The organism is Corynebacterium sp. HMSC077G07 (assembly GCF_001809225.1).
Taxonomy (GTDB): Bacteria; Actinomycetota; Actinomycetes; order Mycobacteriales; family Mycobacteriaceae; genus Corynebacterium; species Corynebacterium jeikeium_D.
Map to the genome: position 1 here is coordinate 1 of NZ_KV796535.1, position 16,523 is coordinate 16,523.

The following is a 16,523-nucleotide window of genomic DNA, read 5'->3' on the forward strand; positions in this document are numbered from 1 at the left end:
AAAGTCAGACACACTTTTTGCTACTTAACCCCAGGGTTCGGTCACTTATCGATGGTTTCTCGTGGCCTGTCGATGGTTTTGCGCCACTTATGCGCGCGCTGTGGGTGCTACGTGTGCACTTGTCGATGCGCTGTTCACTTGTGGCCAGGCTATAGCGAATCGATAGGTGAACTATGCATCGATAAGACAACGAACCAGCTCCCTTGCTCCAGCAACGCGCAGCAACAGGTAGCAAAGCGCAGCAACAGGCACCAACCCGGACCTGCCGACCGACTCGCCACCTCCCTGAGCCGCCACGGCCGTACCTCCAACACCCCCGCGCAGCCTTTGCCCGGCTGAATCCGATTAGCCTGGCCTTGTACTTGGTCAATCGGGGCTTCCGCCCCGCGCCGCCTCGCGCCGCCTCGCACGCCGGGGGACATTTTCCTATCCTGAACAGTTGCAATAGACTTAGACCCCGGTTGCCCTCCCCGTATTTCGATAGGAGCCTTGATGGACGCCCGTCTAGCCGTTCGCCGTAAGCCCGAGTTCCGCAATGAGGAAGCTACGCTGCTGTCCTCGATCGGCCAGGACGGCGAGGTGGCAATCTACTATCTCTACGATGCTTTCGATGCGACGGAGGAGGATCTTGTCGCGCTGCGTGAGTCGGTAGTTGCTGATTCGCGTGTCGACGAGCTGGTCGAGCTCCCGGCCCCCGCCGAGCTGGGGAACTACCTTGCTGTCGAGCCGCTGCCTGGCCAGTACGACCAGCGTGCCGATGCCGCCGAGCAGGCCCTGCGCCTGCTCCGCCCGGAAACGCAGGCGCAGATCACCTCGGCAACGCTGTATGTTTTCGATGCTCCGGTGAATGACGCCGTGCGCTCCTTCCTCATCAACCCGGTCGAATCGGGGGAGAAGAACCTGAGCGTCCTGCGCCGTCCGAGCATGGGCGAGATTGAGCCGCTGAAGGAGTACCCGGGCTTCACCGAGCTGGATGACGAAGGCCTGGCCGAGCTGCTCGCAGCCGACGGCATGGCCATGTCGCTGGCCGACCTGAAGACCATCCAGGATTACTTCCGCTCCGAGGGCCGCACCCCGACCGAGGTAGAGCTGTCCGCGCTGGATACCTACTGGTCGGACCACTGCCGCCACACCACCTTCAACACCGAGCTGACCTCCATCGAGAACAACGAGCCGCGCTTTGCCGCACAGCTCGACCGCGCGCTGCGTCGCTACGACGAGCTGCGTGAGCTCAACGGTCGCACGCACAAGCCACGCTCCTTGATGGACATGGGCACCATCATGGGCCGCGAACTGCGTCGCACGGGTGTCATGGATGACCAGGAAGTCTCCGAAGAAATCAACGCCTGCTCCGTCTACGTCGACGTCGAGGGCGATGACCGCAAGTGGCTCCTCATGTTCAAGAACGAGACCCACAACCACCCGACCGAGATCGAGCCATTCGGTGGTGCCTCGACCTGTCTCGGTGGCGCAATCCGCGACCCGCTGTCGGGTCGCTCGTGGGTCTACCAGGCCATGCGTCTATCTGGCGCAGGTGACATCAACACTCCGCGCGAGCAGACCCTCGAGGGCAAGCTGCCGCAGCGCGATATTTCCTCCCGCGCCGCAGCCGGCTACTCCTCCTACGGCAACCAGATCGGTCTGGCCACCACTGGTGTGCGCGAGCTGGTCCACCCGGGATACGTCGCTAAGCGAATGGAACTCGGTGCCGTCGTCGCCGCTGCCCCGGCAGACAACGTCAAGCGCCTCGAACCTGCGCCGGGCGATGTGGTGATCATGCTCGGTGGCCGCACCGGCCGTGACGGTGTCGGCGGTGCGACTGGCTCGTCCAAGGCTCACGATGAGGACTCGCTGGGCCGTTCCGGTGCCGAGGTGCAGAAGGGTAACCCGGTCAACGAGCGCAAGATTCAGCGCCTGTTCCGCCGCGAGGACGTCGCCACCAAGATTGTCCGCTGTAATGACTTTGGTGCAGGTGGCGTGTCCGTTGCGGTCGGTGAGCTGGCTGACTCCATCGACATTCACCTCGAGCGCGTGCCGCTGAAGTACGCCGGTCTGAATGCCCGCGAAATCGCGATTTCCGAGTCTCAGGAGCGCATGGCGCTGGTCGTGCGCCCGGAGGACGCCGACTTCATCATCGCCGCCGCTGCCGAAGAGAACATCGAGGCCGTCGCGCTGGCAGACATCACCGACACCGGTCGGCTGCGCATGTTCATGGGCGGCGAGGTCGTCTTCGACCTCTCCCGTGAGTTCATCGACACCAACGGCGCTGACCGCGCCCAGAATGTCGAGATGGTTGCTGCGGAGGGCGGCGTCGTAAAGCAGGCACCGGCGAGCGTGCTGGAGTCGCTGCGTGCGGCGACGGCGGGCTCCCAGGAGGGCATGATCGAGCAGTTCGACTCGACCGTCGGCCGCTCCACCGTGCTCATGCCGTACGGTGGCGCGACGCAGAAGACCGACGAGCAGGCGTCGATCCAGACGCTGCCGGTCGATGGCGGCACGAGCACCGCGTCCGTCATGACTTGGGGTTACTCGCCATCGCTTGCCGACGAGTCCCCGTACCTCATGGGCTCCTACTCCGTCGTGGAGGCACTGGCTAAGCTCGCAGCGGCCGGTGGCGATCCGCGCGGTGCCTGGCTGAGTGTGCAGGAGTACTTCCAGCGCCTGGACCAGGATCCGCAGCGCTGGGGCGAGGTTGCGCAGGCTCTGCTTGGCCTGCTGGAGGCTCAGGATGGCTTCCAGGTTGCGGCCATTGGCGGTAAGGACTCCATGTCCGGCACCTACGGCGAGGATCTGCACGTGCCGGCGACACTGGTGACCTTTGCGGTCGCTGCAATGGACGAAACCGACGCTGTGTCCGCTGCAATCCCGGCCGGTAACTTCGACCTCTACCTGTTTGCGCACAAGCCGCTCGAGTCCGGGGAACCGAACTACGAGCAGCTCAATGAACTGTTTGCTGCTGTGCGCGAGCTGCGTCCGGCTGCTGCTTCGGCTGTGACCAACGCGGATCTGGCCGCGACTCTGGTCAACATGGCTGTGGGCAATGGCGTGGGCCTGGAGGCATCCCTTCCGGAGGCTCCGCTGGGTTCCATCGTTGTGGCTGTTCCAGCTGGTCAGGCTGTTGAGGGTGCTGTTGAGGGGGCCATTGCGGGGGCCGTGAAGATTGGTGCCACCGACGAGTCGGGTACCTTGCGCTTCGGTGCGGAGTCCTTCACGGTCGCTGAGGCTCTGGAAGCGATGGAGTCCGGTTACCGTGACGTCTTCCCACTCAATGAGTACGAGGGCGAGGCCCTGCCGGAGTTTGCCAACCAGGTAAACGAAACCGAGACCGACCTGCAGAGCCCGGGCAAGAAGGATGTCCACGTGCTGCTGCCGGTCTTCCCGGGTACCAACTCCGAATACGACATGGCCGAAGCATTCGTCGCAGCTGGCGCTACCTACGAGTTCCACGTTATCCGCAACCTGACCCCGGCAATGCTGGCGGAGGACACGAAGGCGTTCATCGAGAAGCTTCAGGACGCCGACATCCTGGCGTTCTCCGGTGGCTTCTCCCTGGGGGATGAGCCGGACGGGTCCGCCAAGTTCATCGCCGCGTTCCTGCGTTCCGACGATGTCGCAGCCGCCGTCAAGGAGTTCGTGGCCGACAACGGTCTTGTGCTCGGTATTTGTAACGGTTTCCAGGCGCTGGTCAAGTCCGGCTTCCTGCCGTACGGCGACCCTGCGCAGCTCCGCGAGGACTCGCCGACCCTGGCCCACAACCGCCAGCTGCGTCACGTTTCCCGCATCGCTACTACTCGCGTCGCGACCGTGAATTCCCCGTGGCTGCGTGGTTTCGAGCCAGGCCAGACCCACCTCATGCCGGTTTCTCACGGTGAGGGCCGTTTCGTGGTTTCCGAGGACGAGGCCCGCCGCCTGTTCGAGGCCGGTCAGGTCGCTTTCCAGTACGTCGATGCCGACGGCGATGCCGAGGGCGTGCCGACGATGACAGCGCCAGCCAACCCGAACGGTTCTTCCTACGCCATTGAGGGCATTGTCAGTGCTGACGGCAGGATTCTGGGCAAGATGGGTCACCCTGAGCGTTTCCGCGAGGGCTTGATGCGCAACATTCCGGGTATTGGTGAGCAGGACATCTTTGGCAACGCTGTCCGCTGGGTCCGCGGCGAGTAGGACTGGTCTGGTGCTGTGCGGCGGATAGTCTCCGCCGCGCGTACAGCTTACGCTGCCACCCGCAGCTATAGCGGGTGGCGCAGTTGCAGCCTAAGACTCTTCCCGGGTTGCCCGGATTATGCCTCTGAACAGCGGATTTTGTAAAACTCCGCAGGATGAGTAAAGTATCTATTCGTTGCAGGGGCCGAGGGAATTACCCCAGAGTCGCTGAATAACAACAAAATGCGCCCGTAGCTCAACGGATAGAGCATCTGACTACGGATCAGAAGGTTAGGGGTTCGAATCCCTTCGGGCGCACAATGCAGACCCGCACCGATAAGGTGCGGGTCTTTTTGTCTGCCCGACTTATCGATGGTTTTCCGGCACTTACGCGCGCGGTATTGGCTCTGCCTGCGCTCATATCGATGAGCTATTCACTTGTGGCCAGGCTATAGCTCATCGATATGTGAATACCTCATCGACAAGTGAATACCGCCCACGAGCCACCCATGAGCCCGTCCATCCACGAGCCACCTCAAACCCCAAAACCCAGCGCCTCAGTATTCGAAGCATCTCAAACTCGCAATATCCGCCTAACGGTCTAGACTGTGGAACCATGATTCGTACTGAGTCCATTCTTGACCTTGCTACCGTAGCCTCGGGGCAGTCCCACGCAGACGCCCTACAGGGCTCCATCGATTTGGCGCAGACAGCGGAAAAGGCTGGTTATCAGCGTATTTGGTACGCAGAGCACCACAATATGAACTCCATCGCGTCCTCGTCGCCGGCAGTTCTTATCGCAGCCGTGGCTGCAAAAACCGAGAGCATCACCCTCGGCTCCGGCGGCGTCATGCTGCCGAATCATGCACCGCTGACGGTCGCGGAGCAGTTCGGCACGCTCGCGAATCTGTACCCGGATCGCATCGAGCTGGGGCTTGGTCGTGCGCCGGGCACGGACCAGGCCACTATGCGCGCCCTGCGGCGTGACCCGCGTTCGTCCGATTCCTTCCCGCAGGATGTGCAGGAGCTGCGCGGTTACCTCTCCGACGAGTCGCTGATCAAGGGCATCAACGCAATTCCGGGTCGCGGCACCCATGTGCCGCTGTACATCCTGGGCTCCTCGCTCTTTGGTGCTCAACTCGCAGCGGCGCTCGGCTTGCCGTACGCGTTTGCTTCGCACTTCGCTCCGGACGCGCTTCGCGATGCCATCGCGGTCTACCGCGAGCAGTTCCAGCCTTCTGAGCAGCTGGATAAGCCGTACGCTTTTGCGGCCATGAATGTGATTGCGTCGGAAAGCGAAGAGGACGCGCAGCAGCAGTACTTCGCTACCCGCAGGAACATGGTCGGGCGGTTCCTGAGTCGCGGTGGGCATCACCTCACTGACGATGAGGCGGAGGTTCTGATGGATACTCCGCAGGGGCGCCAGGTGCAGAATATGTTCCGTCACACGGCAGTCGGCACGGTGGCGCAGGTGCGTGAGCAGATTGCGCAGTTCGGTGAGTACTCGACGGCGGATGAGCTGATTGTGGCTCATCAATCGCTGAAGGTTCCTGACCGGCTGCGTTCGGTGGAGCTCACCGCAGAGGCCGCGGGGTTGACCGCGTAAGGCTCCAGGCCCCGACCCCCGAGGCGCGCGGCCTTAAACTGACCCGCTTACTTCACTGCAGCCAGCGGCAGCGACTTTTCGCTGGCAAGCTGCATGATTTCGGCGTTGGTGCGCTCGCGGAGGAAATCCGCAAGCTCCTCGCGGTTGCTCGCGCGTGTGGCCTCGGTCAGGGCGGCGGCAAAGTGCGGCTCCAGCGCTGCCACGGCCACGTAGCCGTCGGCGCTGGGGTAGAGGCCGTACGTCCACAGGCCGCCACCGAGTAGTCCGCCGGGCGCCGTCATGCCGTACTTCAGCGGCGCGGCACCGGCCTCGCCCGCCTGCTTCAGGCCAATGCGACAGTGCAGTCCAGGCTGCTTTACGACGTCTGCACCCGCACCCGCCCGCTTAATCAACCCGGCAAGGGCAGCGGTGACCGCAAAGTGTGCACCCAGGATGTCGCCCAACAACACCGACGGCATGGCTGGAGGCGTGAGAGTTCCGGCCTCCGCCTGGTAGGTCAGGTCATGGCCAGGTGTTTCTGGAGCTTTGGTATCACCGACAATGTCGATATGCACCGGCCCATTCGGGCGCTCGTGGAGACCCGCCAGCCCCATGCGTTCCAGCGCGGAGGGGCGAACCGAGGTGATGACCACATCGGCCTCATCAATCAGCGAGCTCAGCTGTGCGCGGCCCTCATCGCTCTTCAGATCCGCCTGGATAATCTCGTGACCTGCGGACATAGCTTCATACCAGGGGCGGCCGAAGGAACCGAGCGGGTCGCCTGTGGGTGGTTCGACCTTAATCACCCGGGCGCCTAGCTGGCCCAAGTGCTGAGCGGCCAGTGGTCCCGGAACGTTAATGGCGAAGTTGACGACAGTGATGCCGGCGAGGCTGGTGTGCAGCTCGGGGGAAAACATAGTTCCACACTAGAACACATCTACCTGGCCGCCGACGCTTTCGGCCAACTTCAACTGGTTGATCCAGTCGCCCTCGCCGACGCGCAGTCGGAAAATCGGGCGGTGAGCGGGGCGGGCCTCGTAGCGGACACGGGCAATCTGACCGGTTTTGGCCAGGTCCATAGCGGTTCCCTCGGTGGCCAACTGGGTGCGCGCGGCGGTGAGGCGCTCGATGACGTCGTCAAGCGCGGCGAGCACGGGTTCGGTGTTGTTCTCACACCAGGACATGACCATGTCGGGAGCAGCGGCGGCGACGCGGGTGCAGTCGCGGAAAGAGCCGGCCGCCAGCGAAATGGCCAGAGGGCCACCGGCTTCACCGGCGGCGGCAATTGCGTAGGCTGCCAGGTGTGGCATGTGGGAGATGCGGGCGACGCTGGCATCGTGGTGGTCGCTCAGCGCTGGAATGAGCTGACTGCCAAGAGCTGCTCCCAAGTTGGCGACCTGCGAAAAGACCTCAATCCAGCGCTCCGGGACGGGCTTGCCCGCAGCGTCGGCAGCAGCTGCTAGGTCGTAGGTGATGACCCAGGGGGCGCCGTCGAAAAGCCCTTCGAGCGTGGCGGACCAGCCCGCCTGCGCGGACCCCGCCATTGGGTGCGCGCCGACGAAGCGTTCCTCCATCCCGCGAGCGGAGACCTCGGCGGCGACGGCCGCCTTCACGGAGACCACATCCGTAATGCCACAGCTGGGGGCGTGCTCGTTGATGGCGTCGAGCATCGTGCCGACGACTGTCATGGGGGTGCCGATCACGATGAGCGCGCGGCTAGCCTCAGCACGTTCGAGCGTGGCCTGAAGATCTGTACTGGCGTCGAATCCCTCCTTCGTGGCTTCCTCGACCGTTGCGGACGAGCGATTCCAACCGAAGCATTCGACATTATGAGCCCGCAGATCGCGCATCATGGAGCCACCGATGAGGCCCAAACCGAGGATGCATACGGCGGGTAGTTGTGCAGCTGACAGGAAGGACGAAGCAGGGGAGGGGGACTCGAAATTGCTCACCTGACAAGCATGACATACAGCGACTAGCGTTGTGGGTTATGAGCACGACCTTTTCCGGAGGGTACACCTCCGATGACGACCGCTCCTTCGCGGTTGCCGTAACTATGGGGGAGCGCGGTTGGCGCGTCGTCGACCTCGGGGACGACGCCACCGATTCGCTCGCTGACGCCGCACAGGCGCTGCGCAATCTGCGTTCGGAACGCGCTGCTGTCGGAATGCTCAATATCGACGACGACTACTTCATTCTCGTGCGCCAGGGAGTTGGGTCGCTGCGCGTAGTGCTTTCCGACGCTACCGCTGCCGTGACCGATGACATTGCGGCAGATGTGTTCGACGAGCTGGATCTGGATATCCCCGACCTCGACGAGGACGAGCTCGACGATGTCGATGCCTGGGCTGAGGGGGACATGGATATCCTCGCTGACCTGGGCTGTTCGGAGGAAGCCCTGGAGTCCATCTGTGACGATCAGTCGCTGTGGGCGTCCGAGCAGCTTCTGGCCATCGCTGAGGAGTTGGGGTGTGCCGAGGAGCTAGCCGATGTCGCCGACCTGGATTACGACGGCGACGATGACGACTACGACCCCTATGACGACTAACCCTGACAAAGGTCACCTGACCGAGCGGCCAAGCGCGCTACCCCGTCGAAAACAGGACATTCTCGACGAAGAGTGGATGCGCCTGGCTATTGCCGAAGCTGCTCACACGGCACCCGGGGATGTGCCGGTGGGAGCCGTGGTCGTGGATGCCGAGGGCAAGGTTGTAGGCCGGGGTTCAAACCGTCGGGAAGCTGATGGTGACCCGCTTGCCCACGCCGAAGTCATTGCGTTGCGCGAGGCCACCCGCGCTGTTGGTGACGGCTGGCGGCTGGAGCAGTGCACGTTGGTCGTGACGCTGGAGCCGTGCGTGATGTGCGCCGGCGCGTGCGTCATGGGGCGCGTGGGGCGCGTGGTCTTCGGCGCGTGGTCGCCCAAGACCGGCGCGTGCGGCTCTATCGCCGATGTCATCCGCGATCCCGCCCACGCATTCACGCCGCAGGTGCGCGGGGGTGTGCTTGCCGACGAATGCTCCGTTTACCTGCGGGAATTCTTCGAACGGCAACGGCAGTTGGAAGCGTGAGCGGGGTCACAGTTAGGTCACAATTCCCGTCGTGGCCGTGACGAGCCTTCATTTTCACGTACCGTCGGAACTAGTGGAGCTGCTAGACGGTGGCTCTAGAGAATAGATAAGTCGTTTACATAGGAGGCTTACATAATGAGCGAGCTGCAGAACAAGGCCGACGAGTTGGGCGGCAAGGTTAAGGAAGCTGCCGGCAACGCCGTTGGCAACGACGACCTGGCAAACCAGGGCAAGGGCGAGCAGGCTGCTTCGAAGGTCAAGCAGGGTGCTGAGGACCTGAAGGACAAGGCCACTGAGACCCTGGGCAAGCTGACTGACAAGTAAAGCGCTTAGTTCTCGGGTAGAGATAACCCCAACCGTCTCCGCGTCTGATACGCGGAGGCGGTTGGGTTCTTTGTGTTTCGATGGCCGGCTGCCAGCGTTGGGGCTGGCTACAGCTTCTGGGCCACCAGGTCATCCAGTGGTTCGGCGGACAGCAGGTACGGGGCGATCTCGAAGACGGTACGGGCACCGGTCTCGCCAGCCTGCTTCAGGCGGTAGGCAGCGCGACCGTAGGCAACCTGGACAGCTGCGGTGAAGTCGGGGTTGCGATCCAGGTCGAGGCCGAACTCGATGACGTGACCGGACGTACCGGCCTGGCCGCGGGTAATGACCTGGCCACCGTGCGGCATGCCCTGGTGATCGCGGTCGAACTCCTCCTCGGAGATGAAGTCCACGATGGTCTCGTAAGGGGCAAAGTAATCCGGCATGGTCACGATGGTTTCGCGGATCTGCTCCTTGAGCTTGGCGTCCTCGTCGGCGTTGCCGGTCTCTTCAGCGACGACGAAACAGTGGCGCAGGTGGCATTCGTTGCCCTTCAGGTCTGCGCCCTCGCCCTTCTTTACGGCCTCGATAGCTTCCGGGTTCGGCTTGGTGTACTGGACACCCTTCTTCACTCCCGGCACACGACGCACGGCATCGGAGTGACCCTGCGACAGACCCGGTCCCCAGAAGGTCATCTGGTCTGCGCCCGGCAGGATAGCAGCGCCCAGGACGCGGTTCAGGGAGAACAGGCCCGGATCCCAGCCGGTCGAGATCATGGCGATGTTGTCACCTTCGCGGGCGGCGGCGTCCATGGCCGCGCGGTGCTTCGGAATCTCGTGGTGGTTGTCGTAGGTGTCGACCGTCGTAAAGTTCTTTGCCAGCTCAGGAGCCTGCTCCGGGACATCGGTGGCCGAGCCGAGGCACACGAACAGTACGTCTACCTCATCCTTGTACTTTTCGACATCCGCCGCCGGGAGTACGCGGGCCTCAGTGTCCAGCGAATCGCGACGGGAGAAAACGCCGACGAGTTCCATGTCCGGCTGGTCAGCGATGACCTTTTCGACGCTGCGGCCCAAATTGCCGTAGCCGATGATGGCGGAACGAATCATGAGGGAGAACCCTTTCTGTGTGGCTGTACTTCTGTGTTTAAGTTTCTAGATTTCAAGCTACAGACTATTCCTTCATATCTCAGCGGGCGTTGGCCACCCCGAATAGCGCGGTGGAGGGTTGAGGGGCTTGGGGGACGCGGGTTGAAGTGCGCCGTGAACTGCTTGGCGAAGGCCTGGCTACTCTGACCTGGGGATTTGGTAGATAAAGGGGCTACCTGTAACGTTTTCTAGCGGTGACGTGTCCGAGCGGCCGAAGGTGAAGCACTCGAAATGCTTTGTGCGGTAACCCCGTACCGAGGGTTCAAATCCCTCCGTCACCGCCAATAAAACCCCCGGTGGTTCCTTTAAATAGGAGCCCCGGGGGTTTTGCATTTAATCGGCCCTGATTGTCTGGGTGTGGTGGAGGTGTGGGAGGTGTCCGTCGTAAAGCGGCAAATGGTGAGGCACCCGACCTGGAGCGCCTAAATCACAAAAATAACATCAGTAACACACACCCCATTGTTCACGTTTATCCGGGAAGTCCGCTACTCTTAGCAAAAGTATTTCCGGTTTTTATGTCGTGCCCGCCCTCAATGACCATGTCAGCGCCAGAGTTGATGTTGGCCAATCCGGGGTGGTCGCTAGCATCGGAGTAGCGAAGAGGCTTCAAACTGCAGGTGGAGTCCGAGGGAGTGCTTGGTTAGCGCGAACTTGGGGAAGCTGCAGTTGGGGCGGTCCAGGCGAATATTAGACGTAAGGGAAACTTGACATGGCAAAGGCCTTGTTCAAACTCGGCAGGTTCTCCTACCTGCATAAATGGACTGTGATCATCGCGTGGTTCCTGATTTTGGCGGGGCTGGGCGGTGCAGTTGCCGCATTCCAGAAGGGATTCATCGACCAGTTCTCGATCCCCGGCATGCCGTCGGCAACGGCTTCGCACGTGATTGAGGAAAAGTTCCCCGATGTTCCGAACCCAATTCGAGAGCAGCGTATCTATGTCGCCTTCGAGGCCCCGGAGGGGCAGAGGCTCGATGACCCACAGAATAAAGAAGCTGTTGACCAGGTCATTAACGGCATCCGCGACAATGTCGGCCAAATCTCCGATGATTTGCAACTTCACAACCCGGTAGACCTCAATCCGAAGATGCAGGCGATGGTCAAGGAACAGGGCATGGCCGCCGGCCTGCCCAAGGATGTTGCCGAGGCCGATGCCAATGCCCTGCGTACCGTGTCCGATGACGGTCGCTACGGTATTTCCACCTTCGTTTTCGACGCCAAGATGCCGCAGGACATCGAACCGGAGAATATGCAGGCGCTTCTCGACGCAATGCAGGCCGGTCGTGACGCCGGTATCAAGGTCGAGGCCTCTGGCCCGGGCATGCAGCCCGCGATTGAGGTAGCTCCGACCTCGGAGATTATCGGTGTGACCGTGGCATTTATCGTGCTGGTTGTCACCTTCGGATCTCTGGTCGCTTCGTTCCTGCCTATTGTGACGGCGGTAGTGGGCATTATCATCGGTGTCTTCGGCGTGACATTGATGACCGCATTCACCGACGTCAACTCGATTACCCCGGTACTTGCCGTCATGTTCGGCCTGGCTGTCGGTATTGACTACGCACTGTTCATCCTCTCTCGCTACAGGGCAGAAAGAGCCCGAGGGATGACCAACGAAGACGCCATCGGCATGGCTACCGGTACGGCTGGCTCCGCTGTGGTTTTCGCCGGCCTCACCGTGATTGTCGCTTTGGCAGCGCTGACGGTCGCCAAGGTGCCGTTCATGTCTCTGATGGGTATTTCGGCGGCAATTACGGTGGCCTTCACAGTGCTGGTCTCTCTGACCCTGCTGCCGGCAGTTATGTCTCTGCTGGGCGACAAGGTCTTCGCTGGTCGCGTGCCCGGTGTTGCTGGCAACCCCTCGCGTAACCCGCGCAAGGAACGTCGCTCTTCCTTCTTCGGTGAGATGACGATGGGGCGACGTTGGGTCACTTTCGTGCACAAGGCCCCAGGGTTGTTCCTGGTCGGCTGTATCGTCTTGCTGTTGGCATTGGCCTACCCGGCCATGCACTTGAAGCTGGCGCTGCCGTCCGACTCTACTGCGGCTAAGGACAGCACGAACCGCAAGGCCATCACCATGATTGAAGAGGGCTTCGGTGCGGGACGTAACTCTCAGCTCATCATTATTGCCAAGTCGGACGATGTGAAGCCCGATGCACCGGTGCTCAAACCACTTATCGAGTCCCTGAGACAGACCAACCCGGAACTCTCTGACATCGAGGCCGCCCGCAAGGCTTCCTATAGTTACGCTGTCGACCAGTTCAAATCCAACGTCGGTGTCGAGCACATCCAGATGATTGGCATGAATCATGACGGCACTGCGGTCAAGATGATTATGACCCCGAAGTCGGGTCCACTCGATCCTGCGACCAAGCAGCTGATGAACGCGGTGCGCGATCAGCAGAAGCAGATTGAGCAGACCACCGGCCTATTCACCGGTGTCACTGGTCTGGTTCCTATTGAAATTGACATCACCGACCGCCTCCAGGGCGCAATGCCGCTCTACTTGGGCGTTGTCGTGGGTCTGGCAGTGATCCTGCTGCTGATGATTTTCCGTTCCCTGATGGTGCCGTTGACTGCGGGTGTGGGCTTCTTGCTCTCTGTCGCAGCCGCATTCGGTGTCACAGTGGCATTTTTCCAGGACGGCCTCTGGGGCGTGATTAGCACTCCGGGTCCGCTGGTCAGCTTTGTGCCAATCTTCCTCATCGGCGTGACGTTCGGTTTGGCCATGGACTATCAGGTCTTCCTGGTTTCCCGCATGCGCGAGCATTACACCCACAACAAGGGTGAATCCTCACCAGAGTCGAAGTACAACGCGGTCGAAGAATCGGTCGTTGAGGGCTTTACTCTCGGCGCTCGTGTGGTCACTGCCGCTGCGATTATTATGATCTCCGTCTTCGCGGCTTTCGCCGGGCAGCCCCTGGCGATTATTAAGGTATTCGGCTTCGCGCTGGGTGCCGCAGTGCTTTTCGACGCCTTCGTTATTCGCATGACCTTCATCCCGGCATCCATGTTCCTGCTTGGCCGCGCTACGTGGTACATGCCGAAGTGGCTGGACAAGGTGTTGCCTTCTGTGGATGTCGAAGGCTCTGCCCTGGAAGAGGTTTCCGAGGAGCTGGTGGAGAAGGGCCGCCGCGAGCGTATGGCTCGCGGTGAGTCCCTGTTGCCCGAAAGCGAAGGTGCTGGGCGTGGCTTTGGCGACACGGACGCTGACGAGGACGAAACAGACAGTGCCGATGGTGAAGTTGGTGCTGGTGCAGCCGCTGCGGCGGGCGCGGCGGGCGCGGCGGGCGCAGCAGGTGGTACCGCTGTGGCGGTTGCGACCAAGAAGCGTAACCGCTGGATTCCGAAGCGGAAGAAGGCAAAGCTGGAAGAGCTTGAGCCCGCTGACCAGGCGGAGCAGGCCGAACGCTCTGAGCAGGCCGAACTGTCCGCCCCTACGGCGCCTTTTGATCCGGAGCAGCCGGCACAGCCAGAGCAGCCAGAGCAGGCGGAGCCGACCGAACAGCTCATGCAGCCCGCGCCAGCTGAACCAACCGACGCCCAGCCGAACCCGGAAAATGCCAAGGACGTCGAGGTCCGCCCGTACTACAGCCCGGCTCGTAAGCGGAAGAAGATTACGGTTGCGGAACTGATGAAGCGCGAAGGACTCGAAGAGGAAGCGCCACGTCGTAGCCGCGCCGTGTGGGACCCGGAAAACGCTGCCCAACCCGAGGAAAACGACAGCGCTGAGTAACTCGCGAATAGCACCCAGGTAACCTCAAGGCATTAGCACTGGACCACAACCAAGGAGCTTCATGTCGCAGTCGAGGACGACGGGCTTTGACGTCGTAAAGCAAATCGAAGGCGCGCGCGGACGTGCTGGCACCATCCACACCCCGCATGGCGATATTGCTACGCCGGCGTTCATTCCGGTCGGCACGAAGGCGACCGTGAAGACGCTCACGCCCGAGCAGGTGCGATCCACCGGCGCGCAGGCCATGCTGTCGAACGCGTACCACCTGTACCTGCAGCCCGGCGAGGAAATCGTCGACCAGGCCGGCGGGTTGGCAAAGTTCTCCAACTGGAACGGCCCGACATTCACCGACTCCGGCGGATTCCAGGTGCTCAGCCTCGGCGCGGGCTTTAAAAAGACCCTCGCGATGGACGTCACCGGCATGCAGAAAGATGACATCGTCGCCGAGGGCAAAGAGCGCAACGCGTTCGTCGACGAGGACGGCGTGACTTTCCGCTCGCACATCGATGGCTCCGAGCACCGCTTCACGCCGGAGGTGTCCATGCGTATTCAGCACGCGCTGGGCGCCGACATCATGATGGCGTTCGACGAGCTCACCACGCTGATGAACACCCGCGGCTACCAGGAGGCATCCGTCGAGCGCACGCACCGCTGGGCGCGCCGTTGCCTGGAGGCTCACAACGAGCTGACGATTTCGCGCGGTCAGGTCGATGCGCATGTTCATTCGCTTGACGACGACCAGTTGCCCATCCAGCAGTTATTCGGTGTCGTGCAGGGTGCGCAGTACGAAGACCTGCGCCGCAAGGCCGCCCGCGGGCTGGTGGAGCTCTCCCGCGAGTTCGAGGATGCCGGCCAGCTCGGCTTCCACGGCTATGGCATTGGTGGGGCGATTGAGAAGCAGAACCTGGGCCTGATCTGCGGTTGGGTCAACGACGAGCTTCCCGACGACCGCGCCCGCCACCTGCTGGGGATTTCCGAGCCGGACGATATTTTCGCCGCTGTCGAGGCCGGTGCCGACACCTTTGACTGCGTGGCTCCGACCAGGCTTGCCCGCCGTGGTGGTGTGTACACGCTCGATGGCCGGATGACCTTGACGAATGCCCGCTTCAAGAACGACTTCCGCCCCGTGGATGCGGAGGTGCCCTCCTACACTTCGCTGAATTATTCCCGGGCCTACCTGCATCATCTGTTGAAGGCCAAGGAGTACCTGGCTGGCACGCTGTGCACGATTCACAACCTGTTTTTCATGGTGCAGCTGGTGGAGAACATTCGCGCTGCGATCCTGGAGGACCGGTTCTTCGAGTATCGCGATGAGTTCATGGGCCGCTACTACGCCAACGGTGGTCGTGCGGTGGGGAATTAGGGGCCGGCTGGGCTGGGGCTAGGCTTCTGCCTTTTCGCACTTCACGACAGCCATGTCACCTCGTGCCATCTGTGGAGGTGGCATGAGGTGACACCAGTGGCGTGAAGTGGCAGGGAACACCCGAATCAGTCCAGTGGCGTGAAGTGGCGGCTGGGCGGGCCCGGGGGAAGCCCAAAACTAGACCTAGCTCTACTGCGCGAGGCAGTCTCAACCGGCATCATGGAGGACATGATCACGGTTGAACGACTCAGCAAGAAGTACGGTTCGAAATTAGCCGTCGATGACCTGTCCTTCACCGTTCCCGACGGTGTAGTGACAGGTTTTCTCGGCCCAAATGGCTCCGGCAAGTCCACCACCATGCGCTGCATGCTGGGCCTCGATACCCCGACCACGGGCCAGGCCTTGTTCACCGGGACGGATTCCCAGGGCAACACCTACAGCAACCAGCCCTTTTCCACGCTGAAGAATAAGCCCAGCATCGCCGGTGCAATTCTGGATGCCGGTTGGCACAACAAGGCTCGTTCGGGCCGCGCTCATCTGCGGGCCCTCGCCCGCGGCGCCGGCATCCCCGACACCCGCGTGGAAGAGTGCCTTGAGCAGGTCGGCATGACCGAGGCGGCGAAGGACAAGGTCGGCGGCTACTCGCTGGGCATGAAGCAGCGTCTGGGAGTGGCAGCGGCTCTGCTCGGCAAGCCGCAGCATCTGATTTTGGATGAGCCGGTCAACGGCCTGGACCCCGAAGGCGTCTCGTGGATGCGCCACACCATCAAGGCGCTGGCCGCACAGGGCTGCGCTGTCCTCGTGTCGTCGCACCTCCTTTCCGAGATGCAGCTCACCGCCGACCGCATCGTCGTCATCGGCCGCGGTCGCATGATCGGCGAGTACAGCATGGATGAATTCCTTTCCGACGGCACGGTCATCGAAGTTGAAGTCGATGACCCCGCTCGGCTGCTGCAGGCGTTAGGGCCGGTCGCGCGTGGGGTTGACGTCGATAAGCAATTGCGCATTCCGCTTTACGACGGCATCAGCGAGCAGCAACTCCGCCGCGACATTGCGGCCGCTGCTCTGCGTGAGGGGCTGTTGGTGACGCGGTTGCACACGAAGCGCGACAACCTGGAGGAAAAGTTCCTGGCTGCGACCCAGGAATCGCAGGAATACCGCGCGCAGGCGATTGGGCAGTAGG

Annotated in this window: 11 protein-coding genes and 2 tRNA genes; 10 read left to right on the plus strand and 3 right to left on the minus strand. The window is 62.0% G+C overall.

All coding sequences use genetic code 11. The annotated features are described in order from the left end of the window. The first annotated feature begins 492 nt into the window (after positions 1–492). From HMPREF2562_RS05745 to HMPREF2562_RS05755, 3 genes are all read left to right on the plus strand, one after another. The gene (locus HMPREF2562_RS05745) at positions 493–4,164 is read left to right on the plus strand and encodes a phosphoribosylformylglycinamidine synthase (RefSeq protein ID WP_070549748.1); all 3,672 of its coding nucleotides are present in this window, start codon (positions 493–495) and stop codon (positions 4,162–4,164) included. Positions 4,165–4,388: 224 nt separating this feature from the next. Next, positions 4,389–4,461 (plus strand) — tRNA-Arg (locus tag HMPREF2562_RS05750). Positions 4,462–4,759: 298 nt separating this feature from the next. Next, on the plus strand, positions 4,760–5,749 hold the full coding sequence (locus tag HMPREF2562_RS05755) for an LLM class flavin-dependent oxidoreductase (RefSeq protein WP_049190204.1): 990 nt from the start codon (positions 4,760–4,762) through the stop codon (positions 5,747–5,749). Between the two features lie 47 nt (positions 5,750–5,796). Here HMPREF2562_RS05755 and HMPREF2562_RS05760 read toward each other — a convergent pair whose 3' ends face one another. Together HMPREF2562_RS05760 and HMPREF2562_RS05765 are read right to left on the minus strand one after the other, a co-directional pair. After that, the gene (locus tag HMPREF2562_RS05760) at positions 5,797–6,645 is read right to left on the minus strand and encodes a CoA transferase (protein WP_049190202.1); all 849 of its coding nucleotides are present in this window, start codon (positions 6,643–6,645) and stop codon (positions 5,797–5,799) included. Positions 6,646–6,654: 9 nt separating this feature from the next. After that, the gene (locus HMPREF2562_RS05765; RefSeq protein ID WP_049190201.1) at positions 6,655–7,680 is read right to left on the minus strand and encodes a prephenate dehydrogenase; all 1,026 of its coding nucleotides are present in this window, start codon (positions 7,678–7,680) and stop codon (positions 6,655–6,657) included. Positions 7,681–7,718: 38 nt separating this feature from the next. Between HMPREF2562_RS05765 and HMPREF2562_RS05770 the strand changes: the two genes are divergently transcribed. From HMPREF2562_RS05770 to HMPREF2562_RS05780, 3 genes are all read left to right on the plus strand, one after another. Continuing rightward, positions 7,719–8,276, plus strand: a complete 558-nt coding sequence (locus HMPREF2562_RS05770; protein WP_005510946.1) for a tRNA adenosine deaminase-associated protein — start codon at positions 7,719–7,721, stop codon at positions 8,274–8,276. Further along, on the plus strand, positions 8,218–8,796 hold the full coding sequence (tadA, locus tag HMPREF2562_RS05775) for a tRNA adenosine(34) deaminase TadA (RefSeq protein WP_083295706.1): 579 nt from the start codon (positions 8,218–8,220) through the stop codon (positions 8,794–8,796). The genes HMPREF2562_RS05770 and tadA overlap by 59 nt, the downstream gene beginning before the upstream one ends. Positions 8,797–8,931: 135 nt before the next feature. Beyond that, complete coding sequence (locus HMPREF2562_RS05780) at positions 8,932–9,120, plus strand: CsbD family protein (RefSeq protein WP_049190198.1); 189 nt, start codon at positions 8,932–8,934, stop codon at positions 9,118–9,120. 107 nt (positions 9,121–9,227) lie between these two features. On the opposite strand, the gene HMPREF2562_RS05785 is transcribed toward HMPREF2562_RS05780, so the two are convergent. After that, positions 9,228–10,208, minus strand: coding sequence for a diaminopimelate dehydrogenase (locus tag HMPREF2562_RS05785; protein ID WP_048732160.1), 981 nt, complete (start codon positions 10,206–10,208; stop codon positions 9,228–9,230). Between the two features lie 232 nt (positions 10,209–10,440). Here HMPREF2562_RS05785 and HMPREF2562_RS05790 point away from each other — a divergent pair. The 4 genes from HMPREF2562_RS05790 to HMPREF2562_RS05805 all read left to right on the plus strand — a co-directional run bounded on the left by HMPREF2562_RS05790 (position 10,441) and on the right by HMPREF2562_RS05805 (position 16,522). Then, positions 10,441–10,531: transfer RNA gene (locus tag HMPREF2562_RS05790), tRNA-Ser, on the plus strand. 425 nt (positions 10,532–10,956) lie between these two features. Continuing rightward, a complete protein-coding gene (locus tag HMPREF2562_RS05795) occupies positions 10,957–13,977 on the plus strand; it encodes an MMPL family transporter (protein WP_070549749.1) in 3,021 nt (1,006 codons plus the stop codon). A gap of 61 nt (positions 13,978–14,038) precedes the next feature. Beyond that, a complete protein-coding gene (tgt, locus tag HMPREF2562_RS05800; protein WP_016421849.1) occupies positions 14,039–15,340 on the plus strand; it encodes a tRNA guanosine(34) transglycosylase Tgt in 1,302 nt (433 codons plus the stop codon). 228 nt (positions 15,341–15,568) lie between these two features. Then, positions 15,569–16,522 carry an ABC transporter ATP-binding protein gene (locus tag HMPREF2562_RS05805; protein WP_049190213.1) on the plus strand — a complete coding sequence of 318 codons (954 nt, stop codon included), beginning with the start codon at positions 15,569–15,571 and terminating at the stop codon, positions 16,520–16,522. Position 16,523: the final 1 nt, after the last annotated feature.